Consider the following 16154-nt stretch of genomic DNA (forward strand, 5'->3'; position numbering starts at 1 on the left):
GATCCCGGAGAAGAGAAAAAGGGGTTTTCGAAACGTGACGCAAGCGAACCGACAAGCGAACATTCGCAATTTTTGCATCATTGCGCATATTGATCACGGCAAGTCAACGCTGGCGGATCGCATCTTGGAATATACGGGAGCCCTGACGCAACGGGAAATGCAGGATCAGGTGCTCGACAAGATGGATTTGGAGCGGGAACGGGGTATAACGATCAAGCTGCAGGCGGTAAGGCTTCAATACAAAGCGGATGACGGGGAGACGTACCTCCTCAATCTGATCGATACGCCCGGACACGTCGACTTTACGTACGAAGTGTCCCGCAGCCTGGCGGCTTGCGAAGGGGCGTTGCTTGTCGTGGACGCCGCCCAGGGCGTCGAAGCGCAGACGCTCGCGAACGTCTATCTGGCGCTCGACAGCAATCTGGAGATTATCCCGGTATTGAACAAGATCGACCTGCCGAGCGCCGAGCCGGATCGGGTGAAAAACGAGATCGAGGAAATTATCGGCCTCGACTGCAGCGACGCTGTTATGGCGTCCGCGAAAGCGGGCATCGGCATCAAGGAAATACTGGAGCAAATTATCCGGAAGGTGCCGGCGCCCGCCGGCGATCCGGACGCGCCGCTCAAAGCGCTGATCTTCGACTCCCACTACGACGCGTACAAGGGCGTTATCGTGTACGTGCGCGTCGTGGACGGCTCGATCCGCAAAGGCTCGGAGATCAAGTTCATGGCGACGAACAAGAAGTTCGAGGTGATCGAGGTCGGCGTGTTCACGCCGCACATGACGATCGTGGACGAGCTGTCCGTCGGCGATGTCGGCTTTGTTGTGGCCGGCATCAAAAACGTCAAGGACACGCGGGTCGGCGACACGATCACGGACGCGCGCAATCCGGCCGCCGAGCCGCTGCCCGGCTACCGCAAGATCAACCCGATGGTCTACTGCGGCTTGTATCCGATCAACACGGAGGATTACAACGATCTGCGCGAAGCGCTGGAGAAGCTGGAGCTGAACGACGCCTCGCTGCAGTACGAGCCCGAGACGTCGACCGCGCTCGGCTTCGGCTTCCGCTGCGGCTTCCTCGGCCTGCTGCACATGGAGATCATCCAGGAGCGGATCGAACGCGAATTTAATATCCCGCTGCTGACGACGGCGCCGAGCGTTATATTCCGCGCGAAGCTGACGAACGGGCAGATGATCGAGATTCACAATCCGTCCAACATGCCCGAGGCGGGCAAGCTGGAATACATCGAGGAGCCGTATGTCAAAGCGTCCATCATCGTTCCGAACGAGTACGTCGGCGCGATCATGGAGCTGTGCCAGTCGCGGCGCGGCGAATTTGTGAACATGGTATATCTCGACACGACGCGCGTAACGCTGACATACGAGATGCCGCTGTCGGAGATCGTCTACGACTTCTTCGACCAGCTCAAATCCAGCACCAAAGGCTACGCGTCGTTCGATTACGAGCTGTCGGGCTACAAGCAATCGAAGCTCGTCAAGATGGACATCATGCTGAACGGCGAGCAGGTTGACGCGTTGTCGGTCATCGTGCATCGGGACAAAGCGTATCAGCGCGGCAAGCTGATCTGCGAGAAGATGAAGGATCTCATTCCGCGGCAAATGTTCGAAGTGCCGATTCAGGCGGCGATCGGGACGAAGGTCATCGCCAGGGAGACGGTCAAGGCGCTCCGCAAAAACGTCTTGGCCAAATGCTACGGCGGCGATATCACACGGAAGCGGAAGCTGCTGGAGAAGCAGAAAGAAGGCAAAAAGCGCATGAAGCAGGTCGGCAGCGTCGAAGTGCCTCAGGAAGCGTTTATGGCGGTGCTGCGGATTGACGATTAACAGCGCTCCCGGCGCGATCGGGAAGGAGGCCGTCGTCATGCGCCCCGTACCGGACCCGAAGGCGGTCTACATTCACATTCCGTTCTGCACGAACAAGTGTCATTACTGCGACTTTAACTCTTATGTGCTGAAGGGTCAGCCTGTCGACGGCTACCTGCGGGCGCTCGACCGCGAGATGGAGCTGACGGCCGCCCGGACGCCGCCGAAGGGCGTCTCCACGATTTTCGTCGGCGGCGGCACGCCTACGGTGCTGACGCCGCCGCAGATGGCCCGGTTTCTCGCGTCCGTCGCGAACCGGTTCGGCGATCGCGAGCCCGATCTGGAGTTCACGATGGAGGCGAACCCCGGCACGACCGATCCGGACAAGCTCGCCGTCATGCGCGAAGGCGGCGTCAACCGCATCAGCTTCGGCGTGCAGTCGTTCGACAACGGCTTGCTGTCGGTCATCGGCCGGATTCACAACACGGACGACGTATACCGATCGATCGAATGGGCGAGGGCTGCGGGTTTCGACAACTTGTCGATCGACCTGATGTTCGGCTTGCCGAACCAGACGATCGAGCAGCTCGACCGGTCGATCGACGCCGCGCTCGCGCTGGAGCTGCCGCATTATTCGGTTTACGGGCTCAAGGTGGAGGAAAATACGTTGTTCCACACGCTCTATAACCGGGGGCAACTGCCCTTGCCCAGCGAGGAGACCGAGTTGGCGATGTACGTCCGGCTGATGGAGCGGATGCGCGAAGCCGGTTACGTTCAGTACGAGGTGAGCAACTTCGCCAAGCCGGGCTACGAGAGCCGCCATAACATGACGTATTGGCGGAACTTGCCGTATTACGGCCTGGGAGCGGGCGCGCACGGATATGTCGGCGGCATCCGGCATGTCAACGTCAAAGGAATCGCCGATTATATCGCGGCGGCGGAGACGGGCCGGTTCCGCATCGAAGAAGAGCTCGTCTCCGACGAAGAAGCGATGGAGGATTTCATGATGGTCGGCTTCCGCATGCTGTCCGGCGTGAGACGGTCCGACTTCGCCGCCCAATTCCCGGGCCGGTCGCTCGACGAGGCGTTCGGGCCGTCGCTCGAAAAGCTGCTGCGCGAGGAACTGATCGAGCCGTGCGAGGACGGCTACCGCTTGACGCAACGGGGATTGCTGCTGGGCAACGAAGTGTTCGGCGAATTTTTGGGTACGGTTACTACGAATTGACGGAGGGTTTCCCATGAGCGCAACCGAAGAAATGACGAGTTACGGCCGCCGGTATTTGCAGACGGACTCCTACGGAGCGGCGGCTTTTTGCTTTCACCGGGCGTTGCTGCAGAATTCGCGCGACGAAAACGCGTGGAACGGCTTGATCCTGGCTCTCAGCTTAATGCGGATGGAAGCGGATATCCGAATCGCGCTGGCCCGCTACGCCCTGCTGGATGGACTCGGCTTCGACCGCGATCTGCTGCCGGCGGCGATGCTGCTCTGGCGGGATAACCCGGTTGCGCTCGCCGAGTGGACGAAAGCGATGTCCGCCCGCGCCAAAGGTCCCGAAAAGGAAGCGCTCGAAGGCATGTCGGCCGATCTCGACCGCGCCGTCGAAGCTCTGAAGGAGAAGCGCGGCGAGCAATGGAATCAGGGAATGCCGAATCTGGCCCAGACCGCCGCGCAGAAGCTGGACCTCGACTGGATCGCCGAGCAGCCCAGGGACAAGCTGCTGGCGCAGCTTGAGCAGGGCATCGTCTCCGAGGATCTGGACACGTCGATGCACGCGATCCGGATGCTCTGCATGATGCCGGACCCGAAGAGCGAGGCGCTGCTGCGACGAGCCTGCCGCAACGAGGAGCTGGACCCGAAGGCGGTCACGCATGCGGCACTGTCGCTTCGTTGGCTCGGCGTTCGCGGCAACGTGAAGCTGGTCAAGATGGGCGAACCGGTCGTCATCAATCTCGAAAATCCGACGCCGGAACTGACGATCTCGGTTCCCGCGGCGTTCAAGCCGGCGCTCGACCGGATGAAGCTGTGGCTCGCGATGAAGGCGGGCATCGTCACGGCGGAGGAGTACGAATCGTTCGCGTCGACGGACGAGCCCCAACTGCCGGAGGAGCTTGCGGAAAAGCTGAAGCGGCTTGACATTCCGGCCGCCTTCGAGGAAGTCGTGCATGTGCTCATCCGCGCCGCCTACGATCATTACTACCCGTTCGTGCCGAAGCCGCGCGGCCTGCGCGATTGGAGCGACGCCATGCTGCAATTGATGAAGGAATACGCCGAAGGCATCGGCATGGAGTGGACGTTCGGGGAGCCCGATACGGGCGAAATCTCCGTCGGACATAAACGGTGGATCCTGAGCGCAAGCCCGGATTTTCAGGACAATGTGCGGCAGATCCGGGAAACCCGCGCCCGGATGAACCTGTAGGACACGTGAAATCCCCCTTGTGTAACTATTCTTCTTGTTGTATATTTATTCATATGCAACGGCTCGGGACGCCCGCGCCGTTATTTTTTACCGATTCGACAGTGATGCCGGCGGCGCGTGATTGCGTACCGCAGGGCTTCCCGATTGGCGCGGCAAAGGGGTAGAGTGCGATGGTGACGACGGTGACGTGCCGCAAAGCGGCCGAAAGCGACGTGGATTCGCTGTACGAACTGATTCAGGGTTATGCGGAAAAAGGAATCATGCTGCCGAGGTCGAAAGAAGCGCTAACGCGCCACATCGATTCGTTTGTCGTCGCCGAAGAAGGCGGCCGCTTCGTCGGCTGCGGCTCGTTGTTCCGGCTCGGGAACGATCTGGTGGAAATCCGTTCGCTCGGCATCACGGACGGATACAAGGGGAAAGGAATCGGCGGACTGATCGTCAAGGCGCTGGAGGAGGAAGCCCGCGAGATGGGCATTCCCCGGGTCATGGCGTTGACGTATGCGGTCAACTTCTTCCTCCGCTGCGGGTACGAGGTCGTGCAGAAGGAGATATTTCCCGAGAAGGTGTGGACGGACTGCGTCAACTGCAAAAAGCGCAACAACTGCGACGAAATCGCCGTGCTGAAGCGGCTCGATGCGTAAAACGGAAATTCCGATAGGAAAAGGGCTGTCCTCCGGTCATCTTCGCGATGTCCGTCGGACAGCCCTTTTCCATACAAGGCGAGACTCCCGCATGGCGGAGTCTCTTGCCGATACTGAGCGCTAGCGCCTCCGCGACGCCCAGAACAGCAGGATGATAAAAAACGGCGCGCCGATCGCGGAGGTAATGACACCGGCCGGAATTTCGACCGGATGGAACGCCGTCCGCGCGATGGCGTCCGAGACGAGCACCAGGATCGCTCCGATCATGGCGCTGGCCGGGATCAGCGTCCCGTAACGCGGACCGACCAGTTGCCGGCCCAGATGTGGAGCCATCAGCCCTACAAACGCCACCGCCCCCGACACCGCAGCCGCCGCGCCGGCCAGCATCACGCTCAGGCCGAGGGCAAGGAAGCGGTACAGTTGTACGCGGCTGCCGGTGCCTGTCGCCAGCTCGTCGCCGAGAGCGTACAGGTTCAGGTGCCGCGCGAGCAGCGCCGACAGCGGCAAGCCGAGACCGACCCACGGAAGCAGCATGCGGACGTCTTTCCACCCCGTGCCGTATACGCTCCCGGTCATCCACGAGAGCGCGCGGGCCGCCTGCTGGACGGGACCCGATATAAGCAGGACGGACGTGATTGCGCTGGCGGCGGTCGCAAGGCCGATGCCGATGAGCACCATGCGGAGCGGCGACACTCCGTCCTTCCACGCGAGGACATACATCAGCGCCGCGCTGATAACGGCGCCGCTGATGGCGAACAGCGGGAGCCAGTGGATGCTCATGGTGCCGACCCCGTATAGGAGGAAGCTTACGGCCGCAACCGAAGCGCCGCCGGTAATGCCGACCAGATCGGGCGACGCGAGCGGATTGCGGATGATGCCTTGCAGGATCGCTCCCGATACGGCAAGAGCCGTGCCGACAAGCACCGCCGTCAGCATGCGCGGCACCCGAAGCTGGAGAATGACGACTTCGTGCGTATCTTGCCCGATGCCAAGCAGCGTTTTCAGCACGTCCAGGGGCGAGATGTACATGGAGCCGACCCCGGTGCTGACGAGAAACGCGGCGATCAACAGCAGGAACAAACCGGCGATGACGGCGAAGCGCCGCCTGCCTCGGGACAAAGAGGGGACGCCGGCCGCTTGCTTGTTATAACTACTCATGCTTCTGCCTCCTTGCGACGGCGATCAGAAACGGAATTCCGATCAGGGCGGTAACGACGCCGACAGGCGTTTCTTTGCCGGGAAGAATGAACCGGGCTCCCGTATCGGCGAACAGCAGCAGGTTGGCGCCGAGAAGCGCGCACATCGGCAGCAGCCAGCGGTGATCCGGGCCGACCAGCGCGCGGGACAGGTGGGGAATAACGATGCCCACGAACGCGATCGGGCCCGCGATGGCGACCGATGCGCCCGCCAGCAGCACGACGATGACGGCCATCGCGGCCCGGATCAGCGCCGTCCGGCCCCCGAGCCCGCGGGCCACTTCGTCCCCCATGCTCAAGAGGTTGACCGATCCCGCCATTGCGAATGCCGCAAGCAGCGATCCGGCGATATACGGCAGCACGAGCAGCAGCGTGTCGAGAGTGCGGTTCGCCACCGAGCCGACGAGCCAGCCGAGCACTTGATCGAAGGAGCGCCCGTTGACAAGCAGCACGCCCGACGTCAAAGACGAGAACAGAGCCGTCATCGCCGAACCCGCGAGCGTAACCTTGATCGGCGTCATGCCGTCCCGGCCGATCGAGCCGAGCGCGTAAACCATAACCGCAGCCAGAGCGGCGCCGGCGTACGAAGCCCAGGCCACGGTCGTCAGGCTGTCTAACGACCAGAGCGCCGACACGACCACCAGGGCGAAAGCCGCTCCGCTGTTGATGCCGAACAGGCTGGGCGACGCCAGCGGATTGCGGGTGAACGCCTGCATCAGCGCTCCCGCCACGGCCAGGCTGGCTCCGACGGCGGTCGCGATCAGGGCTCGCGGCACGCGCGCGGTGCGAATAATAAGATGTTCGTTGGACCCGTTAAACGCGAGATAGGCGTCAAGCGCATCGCGGGGATGGATTCGCGCGAACCCGAGGAAGACGCTGGCGGCCAGCCCGAGAAGCATCAGCACAGCCGCCAGAACCAACCCCAGCGCTTTGAGCTTGGGCGTGCGGAGATAACCAGACATGTATCGTTCCTGCCTTCTAAAGAAATAGTCCGTAGCGGCTATTTTAGGAAAAGCCCACGGTCTATTTTATGGAATTCCGCTCGGGACGTCAACGAAAATGATAATTATTTTCACTATTGACAGCGAAGTCCGTCTCTTGTATATTGTTTGAGGCGACACTGATAATCATTATCATGATCGATCATCACACAGGAGGAGACTACATATGAAGGTCTTGAAGGGAAAACTGGCGGGGCTGTCGATGCTCGTTCTGCTGCTGATCCTGAGCGCATGCGGCGGCGGCGCCGATACGAAAACGGAGGGAGCGTCCGCCTCGCCTTCCGCTTCGCCGACGGCCGCCTCGCAGCCGGAGAAGCGCAAAGTCGCCCATTCCATGGGTGAAAGCGATGTTCCGTCCGCTCCGAAACGTGTCGTCATCCTGACGAACGAAGGGCTGGAAGCGCTGCTGGCGCTGGGCGTTAAGCCGGTTGGCGCGGTTCAGGGCTTCACCGGCAATCCGTGGTACGACCATCTGAAGAGCGAGCTGGACGGCGTCACGAACGTGGGCAAAGAAAGCGAACCGAACATCGAAACGATCGCTTCGCTCAAGCCGGACCTGATCATCGGCAACAAGATGCGCCACGAGAAGATCTACGATCAATTGAAAGCGATCGCCCCCACCGTATATTCGGAGACGCTGCGCGGGGCATGGAAGCAAAATTTCCTGTTCTACTCGGAAGCCGTGAACAAAAAAGCCGAAGGCGAGAAAATCATCGCGGACTTCGACAAGCGCGTCGACGACATCCGCTCGAAGCTCGGCGACAAGATCAACACCAAAGTGTCGTTGGTGCGCTTTATGCCCGGCGATACCCGAATCTACTATAAAGATACGTTTGCGGGCATCATCCTGGAGCAGATCGGATTCAAGCGTCCGGATTCGCAAAACAAAAACGAGTTCGCGGCCACGAAGGTGCCGAAAGAACGCACGCCGGAGATGGACGGGGATATCATCTTCTACTTTACGTATGAGACGGGCAACGGCGAGGCCAGCAAGCTGGAGGAAGAATGGACGAAGGACCCGCTGTGGCAAAACCTGAGCGCGGTCAAAGCGGGCAAAGTCGTCAAAGTGGACGACGTCATCTGGAACACGGCCGGCGGAGTCAAAGCCGCATTCCTGCTGCTTGACGACATCAAAAAACAATTCGGACTGTCCTGATCGCAGCCGCTTTCGCTGCAAAGCGTCCGGCCGAAAACCGCCCCGAATGTCACTTGACATCGGGCGGTTTTTTTTGTATGTTGGAAATGTTAGCACTCGCGGTTTATGAGTGCTAAAATGGTATCGAATCGATCATTTGGAGGGGGACCGCTATGTTGACCGAACGCCAGAAGCTGATTTTAAGCGCCATCGTAGACGATTACATCCGTTCGGCCGAACCCGTCGGATCCCGCAGCATTTCCAAACGAGGCGATGTCGTATTCAGTCCGGCCACCATTCGCAACGAAATGTCCGATCTTGAGGAACTGGGCTTTTTGGAGCAGCCGCATACGTCGGCTGGGCGGATCCCCTCGCAAAAGGGATACCGCTACTATGTGGACCATCTCGTCCAGTTCGGAGAGATGACCGCTGAAGAGCTTGAAACGATCAAGCTGTATTTCGCCGAACGCCTGAACGTCATGGAGGATACGATCCAGCAGGCGGCGGCGATTATCTCCGGATTGACGAACTATACGTCGATCGTGCTCGGTCCGGAGGTGTTCTCGGCGACGATGAAGCACCTGCAGATCGTGCCGCTGGACGCCAAATCCGCCGTGGCAATCGTCGTCATGAGTACGGGCCACGTCGAAAACCGGATCGTGCAAATTCCGGAGGGCGTGTCCGCGCAAGATCTGGAACGGTTCGTCAACGCGATGAACGACAAACTGCAAGGCTACTCGCTGCTGCAGCTCAAATCGAGGTTGCATAACGAGATTGCGGCCGAGCTCTCCCGTTACGTATCCCGGTTTGAGGAATTGTGCAACATGATAGAGAACGTATTCCGCGCCCAAAATCAGGACCGCGTATTCCTGAGCGGAGCGACTCATATGCTGGAGCAGCCGGAATTCAAGGACGTGGACAAAGTCAAATCGATTTTCGAGCTGCTGGAGCAGCCGCCGACGCTCGTTCGTATCGTAACGCCGTCGGAAGAGGGCGTCAAAGTGAAAATCGGCGCGGAGAATCATGTCGATGCGATCAGCCAGTGCAGTCTCGTCACGGCGACGTATTCGGTCGACGGAGAACATATAGGCACGATCGGCGTGCTGGGACCGACTCGGATGGAATACGGAAAAGTGATCCGGTTGCTCAATTATTTGAGCAAAAACATGTCGAATCTGCTGAATCACCGTTGGAAATGACGAATCCGCGGGTTCGAAACCCGCACAACGCGCTTATGTTCAAGGAGGTGAACGTCAACGTGTCGACAGAAGAACAGCGTAAGACCGAGGAGCCTGAGACGGTAGAAGCCGTACAGGAGGACGTCCGTGAAGGCGTCGCGGAAGAACCCGAACAACAGACGGATTCCGGGCAAACCGCCCAGGGAGAAGCGCAATCGGAGACCGATCCGCTGCAGCGGGAACTCGACCAATTGCGCCGGGAATTCGAAGAAAACCAACAGCGGTATTTGCGGCTCCAAGCCGATTACGATAATTTCCGCAAGCGTACGCGCCAGGAGAAGGAAGATTTCGCCAAATACGCTTCGCAGAAGCTGATGGAGCAGTTGCTGCCCGTCATCGACAACTTCGAGCGGGCAATGGCCGCGGCCAGCGCATCCGGCGGAGATTACGAGTCGCTTGCCAAAGGCGTCGAGATGATTTATCGCCAATTGAGACAAGTGTTGGAGCAAGAAGGGTTGACCCCGTTGCAGACGGTCGGCCAACCGTTCGATCCGGAGCTTCACCAGGCGGTTATGCAGGTGGAGTCCGAGGAATACGGCGAAGGAATCGTCGTCGAAGAGGTCCAGAAGGGATATCGTCTGAAGGATAAAGTGATTCGTCCCGCTATGGTCAAGGTCAGCATGTAGCCCGCAGGGCTCGAGCGACCCCGTTTTTTTATGTTTTTTTCGGATAGGATAGACAGAGCAGATGATAAAGGAGGAACTAGCCGTGAGCAAAGTTATCGGCATCGACTTGGGTACCACCAACTCTTGCGTCGCTGTCATGGAAGGCGGCGAAGCGGTCGTCATTCCTAACGCTGAGGGCAACCGCACGACGCCGTCCGTCGTCGGCTTCAAAAAAGACGGCGAGCGCGTGATCGGCGAAACGGCTAAACGCCAAGCGATTACGAACCCGGATCGTACGATCATGTCGATCAAACGTCACATGGGCACGAACCATAAAGTGTCCATCGATGGCAAAGAATACACGGCGCCGGAAATTTCCGCCATGATCCTGCAAAAACTGAAAGCCGACGCGGAAGCGTATCTCGGCGGTCCGGTCACCAAAGCGGTTATTACGGTTCCGGCTTACTTCAACGACAGCCAGCGCCAGGCGACGAAAGACGCGGGCCAAATCGCGGGGCTGGAAGTGCTGCGGATCGTCAACGAACCGACGGCAGCCGCTCTCGCATACGGTCTGGACAAAGACGAAGATCAAACGATCCTCGTCTACGACCTCGGCGGCGGCACGTTCGACGTATCCATCCTCGAACTGAGCGAAGGCGTGTTCGAAGTTAAAGCGACGAGCGGGGACAACCATCTGGGCGGCGACGATTTCGACCAGGTGATCATCGACTGGCTCGTGAGCGAGTTCAAGAAGGAGCACGGCGTCGATCTGAGCAAAGACCGCGCCGCCGTTCAGCGCTTGAAGGACGCTGCGGAGAAAGCGAAAAAAGAGCTGTCCTCGATGCTGACGACGACGATCTCGCTGCCGTTTATCACCATGGTCGACGGGGTTCCGCAACACCTGGAGATGAACTTGACGCGTGCCAAATTCGAGGAGCTGTCCGCCCATCTGGTCGAGCGCACGCTCGGACCGACGCGGCAAGCGCTCAACGACGCCGGCTTGACTCCGGCGCAAATCGACAAAGTCGTGCTCGTCGGCGGATCGACACGGATTCCGGCGGTACAGGAAGCCATTAAAAAACTGATCGGCAAAGAGCCGCACAAGGGCGTCAACCCGGACGAAGTCGTGGCGCTTGGCGCGGCGATTCAAGCGGGCGTCCTGACGGGCGACGTCAAAGGCATCGTTCTGCTCGACGTTACGCCTCTGTCGCTCGGCATCGAGACGGCCGGCGGCGTATTCACGAAGATGATCGAACGCAACACGACCATCCCGACGTCCAAATCGCAAATTTTCTCGACGTACGCGGACAACCAGACCAGCGTCGAAATCCACGTTCTGCAAGGCGAACGGGCGATGGCGGCCGACAACAAAACGCTGGGACGCTTTATCCTGGGAGACATTCCGCCGGCGCCGCGCGGCGTGCCGCAAATCGAAGTTACGTTCGATATCGACGCCAACGGGATCGTCAACGTGTCCGCGCTTGACAAAGGCACGGGCAAAAGCCAAAAAATCACGATTACGTCCTCCAGCGGCTTGAGCAAGGAAGAAATCGAGCGGATGACGAAGGAAGCGGAAGCGCACGCGGAAGAAGACCGGAAGCGCCGCGAACTGGCCGAAGCGCGCAACCAGGCCGACCAGCTCGTCTACCAAGTCGAGAAAACGCTGAAGGATCTTGGCGACAAAGTCGCGCAAAGCGACATCGACGAAGCCAACGCCAAGAAAGAAGCCGTTAAAAAGGCGCTGGAAGGCAACGATGCCGAGGCTCTCAAAAAAGCGACGGAGGAGCTGACGGCGGTCGTGCAAAAGCTGTCCGTCAAGCTGTACGAGCAAGCGGCTCAACAGGCTCAAGCGCAAGGAGACGCCGGAGCCGAAGGCCAAGCGAAAAAAGAAAATGTCGTGGATGCGGATTACGAAGTCGTCGATGACAACAAGAAGTAATATAAAATAACCATCGGGTTTCCTGCGCGGCGGGATGCGGCTGTCTCGGGACGAGACACGCCGCGTCTCGCCTCGTTATGACCCGGGATTCAGCCATATGTGCGGTTCATGGGGGGTGAAACGGTGAGCAAACGCGATTACTACGAGGTGTTGGGCGTATCGAGGGACGCCTCTGCCGACGAGGTGAAAAAGGCGTACCGGAGGCTCGCCCGGGAGTATCATCCCGACGTGAACAAGGCTCCCGACGCGGAAGAGAAGTTCAAGGAAATCAAGGAAGCGTACGAGGTGCTCGGAGACGAGCAAAAGCGGGCGCAGTACGACCGTTTCGGTCACGTCGATCCGAATCAGGGCGGCGGCTTCGGCGGCGGGTTCAGCGGCGACTTCGGCGGAATCAACGACATCTTCGATATGTTTTTCGGCGGCGGCCCGCGCCGCAATCCGAACGCGCCCCAGCGGGGCTCGGACCTTCAGTATACGCTGCGGATCGACTTCAAGGATGCCGTCTTCGGCAAGGAGACGGAAATCACGATCCCGCGCACCGAATCGTGCGACACCTGCGGAGGCAGCGGGGCCAAGCCGGGAACGAAGCCGGAGACGTGCCGGACTTGCGGCGGTTCCGGCCAGCAGGAGTTCGTGCAGAACACGCCGTTCGGGCGTATGGTCAGCCGCCGGACCTGCTCGGCCTGCGGCGGACAGGGACAGATCATCCGCGAAAAATGCGGCACCTGCGGCGGAAGCGGCAGGGTTAAACGCTCGCGCAAAATCAACGTCAAAATTCCGGCGGGCGTGGACGAAGGCGCTCAGCTCCGCGTATCGGGAGAAGGCGAAGCCGGCCTGCGCGGAGGGCCTCCGGGCGACCTGTATATCGTGATTCGGGTCAATCCGCATGAGTTCTTCGAGCGCGACGGAGACGATATTTATTGCGAAGTGCCGCTGACGTTCACGCAGGTGGCGCTGGGCGACGAGATCGAAATCCCGACGCTGACCGGCAAGGTCAAGCTGCGGATTCCGCCGGGGACGCAGACGGGCACCTATTTCCGGCTGAAGGGCAAAGGGGTGCCGCGCCTCCGCGGTTACGGCCAGGGCGACCAGCATGTGAAGGTCACGGTTGTCACGCCGACTGTGCTGAACGAAGAACAGAAGGAGCTGCTGCGCGAATTCGCGCGCGTCAGCGGGGAGAACGTTCACGAAGGCGAAGGAAAATCGCTGTTCGAGCGATTCAAAAAAGCGTTTTTGGGCGACTGACGAACGAACGGCCTGCGGTTCCCGTTGGGGAACGACGGGCCGTTTTTTGTCGTGCCGGGCGGGGCCGTTTCGCGAATAACGGCGGGCCGGAGGGCGCACAATACGTCTAGCCTGGCGGACCGAGCTCCGCCGTAAACGAAGGAGGAAGACGTATGGCGCTACAAAACGGCAAGCAGCCCGGCCGCGCCGGGAAGCCGGACAAGCCCGAGCCGGGCAAGCTGGAAGACGTGCGCTTCGACGCCGAGGCGGCCGACGAAGCCGATCTGGCCGCATGGGAGCGCGCCGCCGCCGCGGATGCGCGCGCCGAGGCGAGAGAAGAGACGGCCGGAGCGGGCGATCATGGCTGAACAGACGATTCAGGCGTATTTCCGCAGCGAGGACGAAGCGGACGGAGCGGCGCTAAAGCTGCAGGCGTTGCGGGCGGACCAAATCCGGGTCGAGCTGCTTCCGGATGATCGCGACGACAGCGGGATTTTGAACACGGCCGGCTTTTTTGGTCTCGGCACGCAAGGGATAAACGGTACGTCGGGCGGAGGCGCGGGCGTGGTCGCCGCATCCGCCTTCAGCAATGACGCGTTGGAACGGGAAAACGGCGGAGACGATATCGCGAGAGCCGTCCTGACCGCCCGTGTCGATGAGAATGTTTATATGCAGGCGCTGCACGCGATCCGCGAGTCGGGCGGCAACGTCTAGGCGTTTAATTGATCCGCCGCGATGTTGCGGCGGGTTATTTGCGTGCGCCCGTATTGGCGAGGGAAGCCGAAACGGCGTTTCTCCGGATCTTCCGCAACTTTTTGCCCGCCCAATCGTCTATATTTCCAGTAACATCCAATATATCAAAGGAGATTAGACGATGCGGAAACAACGGAAAGCGTTTACGTGCGGATTGACTGTCGCGGCCGCGGCTTTGGTGTTGCCGGTTGCCGCCGGCGCACAAGCGGCGGAGCCGTCCTCGCCCCCGGTCGTCTCCGTTCGAGTCGAAGGCGGAACCGGCGCATCGCTGTCGTCGCCTGCGCGCCTCTCGGACAGCACGGCGATGGTGCCGCTGCGCGAGCTGATGGAATCGCTCGGCTACAGCGTCGGCTGGGACGACGAGGCGGGTAAAGCGTTGGTGTACCGGCCCGGAACGGGAATCCGGGCGGAAGTGCATCCGAACGGCGAATATGCGGTTACGAACGACGGCCTGCTGCGGTTGACCGTCGCCGCGTATATCGGCGAAGACGGGCGGATGTGGGCGCCGCTGCGTCCGTTCGCCGAATGGGCCGGCGCCGAGGTGAAATGGGACGCCGACCGATGGGCCGTCACCGTCGTGCCTGGCGTGAAGACGATTCCGATCCGCCTGTTCGCCAATTCCGGCGAAGGCGGTCCTCCTTCCCCGGAGAAGCTGTCTGCGTATGCGAAGGAAACTTGGAAGGCCGACTTCCAGTTTACGTTTGTCCCGGCGGAGCATTATACGGCGAAGGCGATGGTCATGATCGCCGCCGGCGTGCCGGACGATCTGATGATGATCGATCAGACCGTCAATTTCAATGACGAGCTTTACCAATCGGTGTTCCATAACCTTACCCCGCTGCTGAACGACACGCCCGAGCTGATGAAGCGGGTGGAGCGGGCAAAAAACCGGCTGCGGGTCATCGACGGCAACGTCTATTCGCTGCCTGCGGCCAACCATCCGAACAACGCGTTGTTCCCGGCGGTCCGTCAGGACTGGCTGGATCGGCTCGGACTGGAGACGCCGGAGACGATGGACGAGCTGTACGAGACGCTGGTCAAGTTCCGCGACCGGGACGCCGACGGCAACGGCAAGCACGACACGTTGCCGATCGCCGCTTATCTGGGCCCCAACGATCTGGGTTCGCTGAAGTGGGTGGAACAAGTATTCACGGGCGCCCCGGACCGATTCTCGCTGAAGGACGGAGTAGTTGTGGACCATCTGGTCGGCTCCGGGCAAAGAGAAGCGCTTAAGTGGCTGGCGAAGGCGTATGCGGCCGGTCTGATCCATTCGGAATTTGCCGTACAGACGAAGAGTCAGGCGCTTAACGAGGCGAAGGAGAACCGTTCCGGCCTGACGGCGATGACGATCGAGGAAGCAGCGGCCTGGACGGCGGAGACGCTGCGGGCAAGCCCGGACAGCCGCAACAGCCAGCAATGGTGGGTGCCGCTGCCGGGACTCGCGCCGGCGGAAGGCGGCAAGCGCGCCGTTCCGTGGCGCTCGGCGTCCCCGGCCCCCGGCTACTCCATCTCCCGTTTCGCCACGACAGCGGAGGCGAAGGCGTTCCTCGCCGTCTACGAGCAGGCGCTGCTGCAAGCGGAGCGGGGCTGGGACGAAGCGGGATTCGAGCCGGAAGAAGCCGAGGCGGCCAAGCTCGTATTCGGCGACGCGTCGCTGACGGACGGTTCCGTCGCGGCGCTGCCCCCGGCGTTGGCGGAAGCGTACGCCCAAAGCGCGGAAGCTTGGGAGCGCCAATCGTATGCCGATATCGAGCTTCCGTTAGCCGCATGGATTGCGGCAAACCGTCCGGAGTACGCCGAGACGAACCAAAAGCTGCTGCAGACGAAGATCAAGGTGATTTTGGGCGCGGCGTCGCTGGAGGATTGGGATGAGGCGGTGGCCCAATTGACAGCCTCGGAGGAATACAAAACGATGATCGCGGAGATGAACGCGGCATTAAAATAGAGTTCGGACAGCCCGCTTCCTTCGATGAGGGAACGGGCTGTCGTTCGGAAAGGGCCTGGTGACGGAGCGGGTTTGCCGTCCGGAGGGCCGCTAGGTGTCGGGGCGGGTCCGATGGGGATACGTCCGGAGAGTTCCGATGTCAGGGCAGGCCGCTGTCCGAAGGGCCGCTCGGTGACGGGATGGGCCAGTCGTCCGTGGAGTCCCGATGTCGGGGCGGGCCGCCCTCCGGGGAGTG

Annotated in this window: 14 protein-coding genes; 12 read left to right on the top strand and 2 right to left on the bottom strand. The window is 60.6% G+C overall.

Going from position 1 to position 16154, the window contains the following annotated elements; all coding sequences use genetic code 11:
- The first annotated feature begins 34 nt into the window (after positions 1-34).
- The 4 genes from lepA to FE781_RS00275 all read left to right on the top strand — a co-directional run bounded on the left by lepA (position 35) and on the right by FE781_RS00275 (position 4883).
- Complete coding sequence (lepA, locus tag FE781_RS00260) at positions 35-1846, top strand: translation elongation factor 4 (protein ID WP_246067965.1); 1812 nt, start codon at positions 35-37, stop codon at positions 1844-1846.
- 37 nt (positions 1847-1883) lie between these two features.
- Positions 1884-3050 carry a radical SAM family heme chaperone HemW gene (hemW, locus tag FE781_RS00265; protein WP_138787840.1) on the top strand — a complete coding sequence of 389 codons (1167 nt, stop codon included), beginning with the start codon at positions 1884-1886 and terminating at the stop codon, positions 3048-3050.
- Positions 3051-3063: 13 nt separating this feature from the next.
- Positions 3064-4242: a HEAT repeat domain-containing protein gene (locus FE781_RS00270; RefSeq protein WP_138787629.1), complete on the top strand. Its 1179-nt coding sequence runs from the start codon at positions 3064-3066 to the stop codon at positions 4240-4242.
- 170 nt (positions 4243-4412) lie between these two features.
- Positions 4413-4883 (top strand): N-acetyltransferase, encoded by a 471-nt coding sequence (locus FE781_RS00275; protein WP_138787630.1) that lies wholly within the window; start codon positions 4413-4415, stop codon positions 4881-4883.
- A gap of 120 nt (positions 4884-5003) precedes the next feature.
- Here FE781_RS00275 and FE781_RS00280 read toward each other — a convergent pair whose 3' ends face one another.
- Together FE781_RS00280 and FE781_RS00285 are read right to left on the bottom strand one after the other, a co-directional pair.
- The gene (locus FE781_RS00280) at positions 5004-6041 is read right to left on the bottom strand and encodes a FecCD family ABC transporter permease (RefSeq protein ID WP_138787631.1); all 1038 of its coding nucleotides are present in this window, start codon (positions 6039-6041) and stop codon (positions 5004-5006) included.
- Positions 6034-7041, bottom strand: a complete 1008-nt coding sequence (locus FE781_RS00285; protein ID WP_138787632.1) for a FecCD family ABC transporter permease — start codon at positions 7039-7041, stop codon at positions 6034-6036. The genes FE781_RS00280 and FE781_RS00285 overlap by 8 nt, the downstream gene beginning before the upstream one ends.
- A 205-nt stretch (positions 7042-7246) precedes the next feature.
- Here FE781_RS00285 and FE781_RS00290 point away from each other — a divergent pair, with 205 nt between their 5' ends.
- From FE781_RS00290 to FE781_RS00325, 8 genes are all read left to right on the top strand, one after another.
- Positions 7247-8236, top strand: a complete 990-nt coding sequence (locus tag FE781_RS00290) for an ABC transporter substrate-binding protein (protein ID WP_138787633.1) — start codon at positions 7247-7249, stop codon at positions 8234-8236.
- Positions 8237-8388: 152 nt separating this feature from the next.
- Entirely contained in the window at positions 8389-9414 is a 1026-nt protein-coding gene (gene hrcA, locus FE781_RS00295; protein WP_138787634.1) for a heat-inducible transcriptional repressor HrcA, read from the top strand.
- A gap of 59 nt (positions 9415-9473) precedes the next feature.
- Complete coding sequence (gene grpE / locus FE781_RS00300; RefSeq protein ID WP_246067966.1) at positions 9474-10079, top strand: nucleotide exchange factor GrpE; 606 nt, start codon at positions 9474-9476, stop codon at positions 10077-10079.
- An 82-nt stretch (positions 10080-10161) separates the two neighbouring features.
- Positions 10162-11997, top strand: coding sequence for a molecular chaperone DnaK (dnaK, locus tag FE781_RS00305; RefSeq protein WP_138787636.1), 1836 nt, complete (start codon positions 10162-10164; stop codon positions 11995-11997).
- A 108-nt stretch (positions 11998-12105) separates the two neighbouring features.
- On the top strand, positions 12106-13242 hold the full coding sequence (gene dnaJ, locus FE781_RS00310; RefSeq protein ID WP_138787841.1) for a molecular chaperone DnaJ: 1137 nt from the start codon (positions 12106-12108) through the stop codon (positions 13240-13242).
- A 152-nt stretch (positions 13243-13394) separates the two neighbouring features.
- Complete coding sequence (locus FE781_RS00315; RefSeq protein WP_138787637.1) at positions 13395-13589, top strand: YfhD family protein; 195 nt, start codon at positions 13395-13397, stop codon at positions 13587-13589.
- Complete coding sequence (locus FE781_RS00320; RefSeq protein WP_138787638.1) at positions 13582-13935, top strand: hypothetical protein; 354 nt, start codon at positions 13582-13584, stop codon at positions 13933-13935. The genes FE781_RS00315 and FE781_RS00320 overlap by 8 nt, the downstream gene beginning before the upstream one ends.
- Before the next feature lie 160 nt (positions 13936-14095).
- Positions 14096-15919 carry a stalk domain-containing protein gene (locus FE781_RS00325; RefSeq protein WP_138787639.1) on the top strand — a complete coding sequence of 608 codons (1824 nt, stop codon included), beginning with the start codon at positions 14096-14098 and terminating at the stop codon, positions 15917-15919.
- Positions 15920-16154: the final 235 nt, after the last annotated feature.

Source organism: Paenibacillus thermoaerophilus (assembly GCF_005938195.1).
GTDB lineage: Bacteria > Bacillota > Bacilli > Paenibacillales > Reconciliibacillaceae > Paenibacillus_W > Paenibacillus_W thermoaerophilus.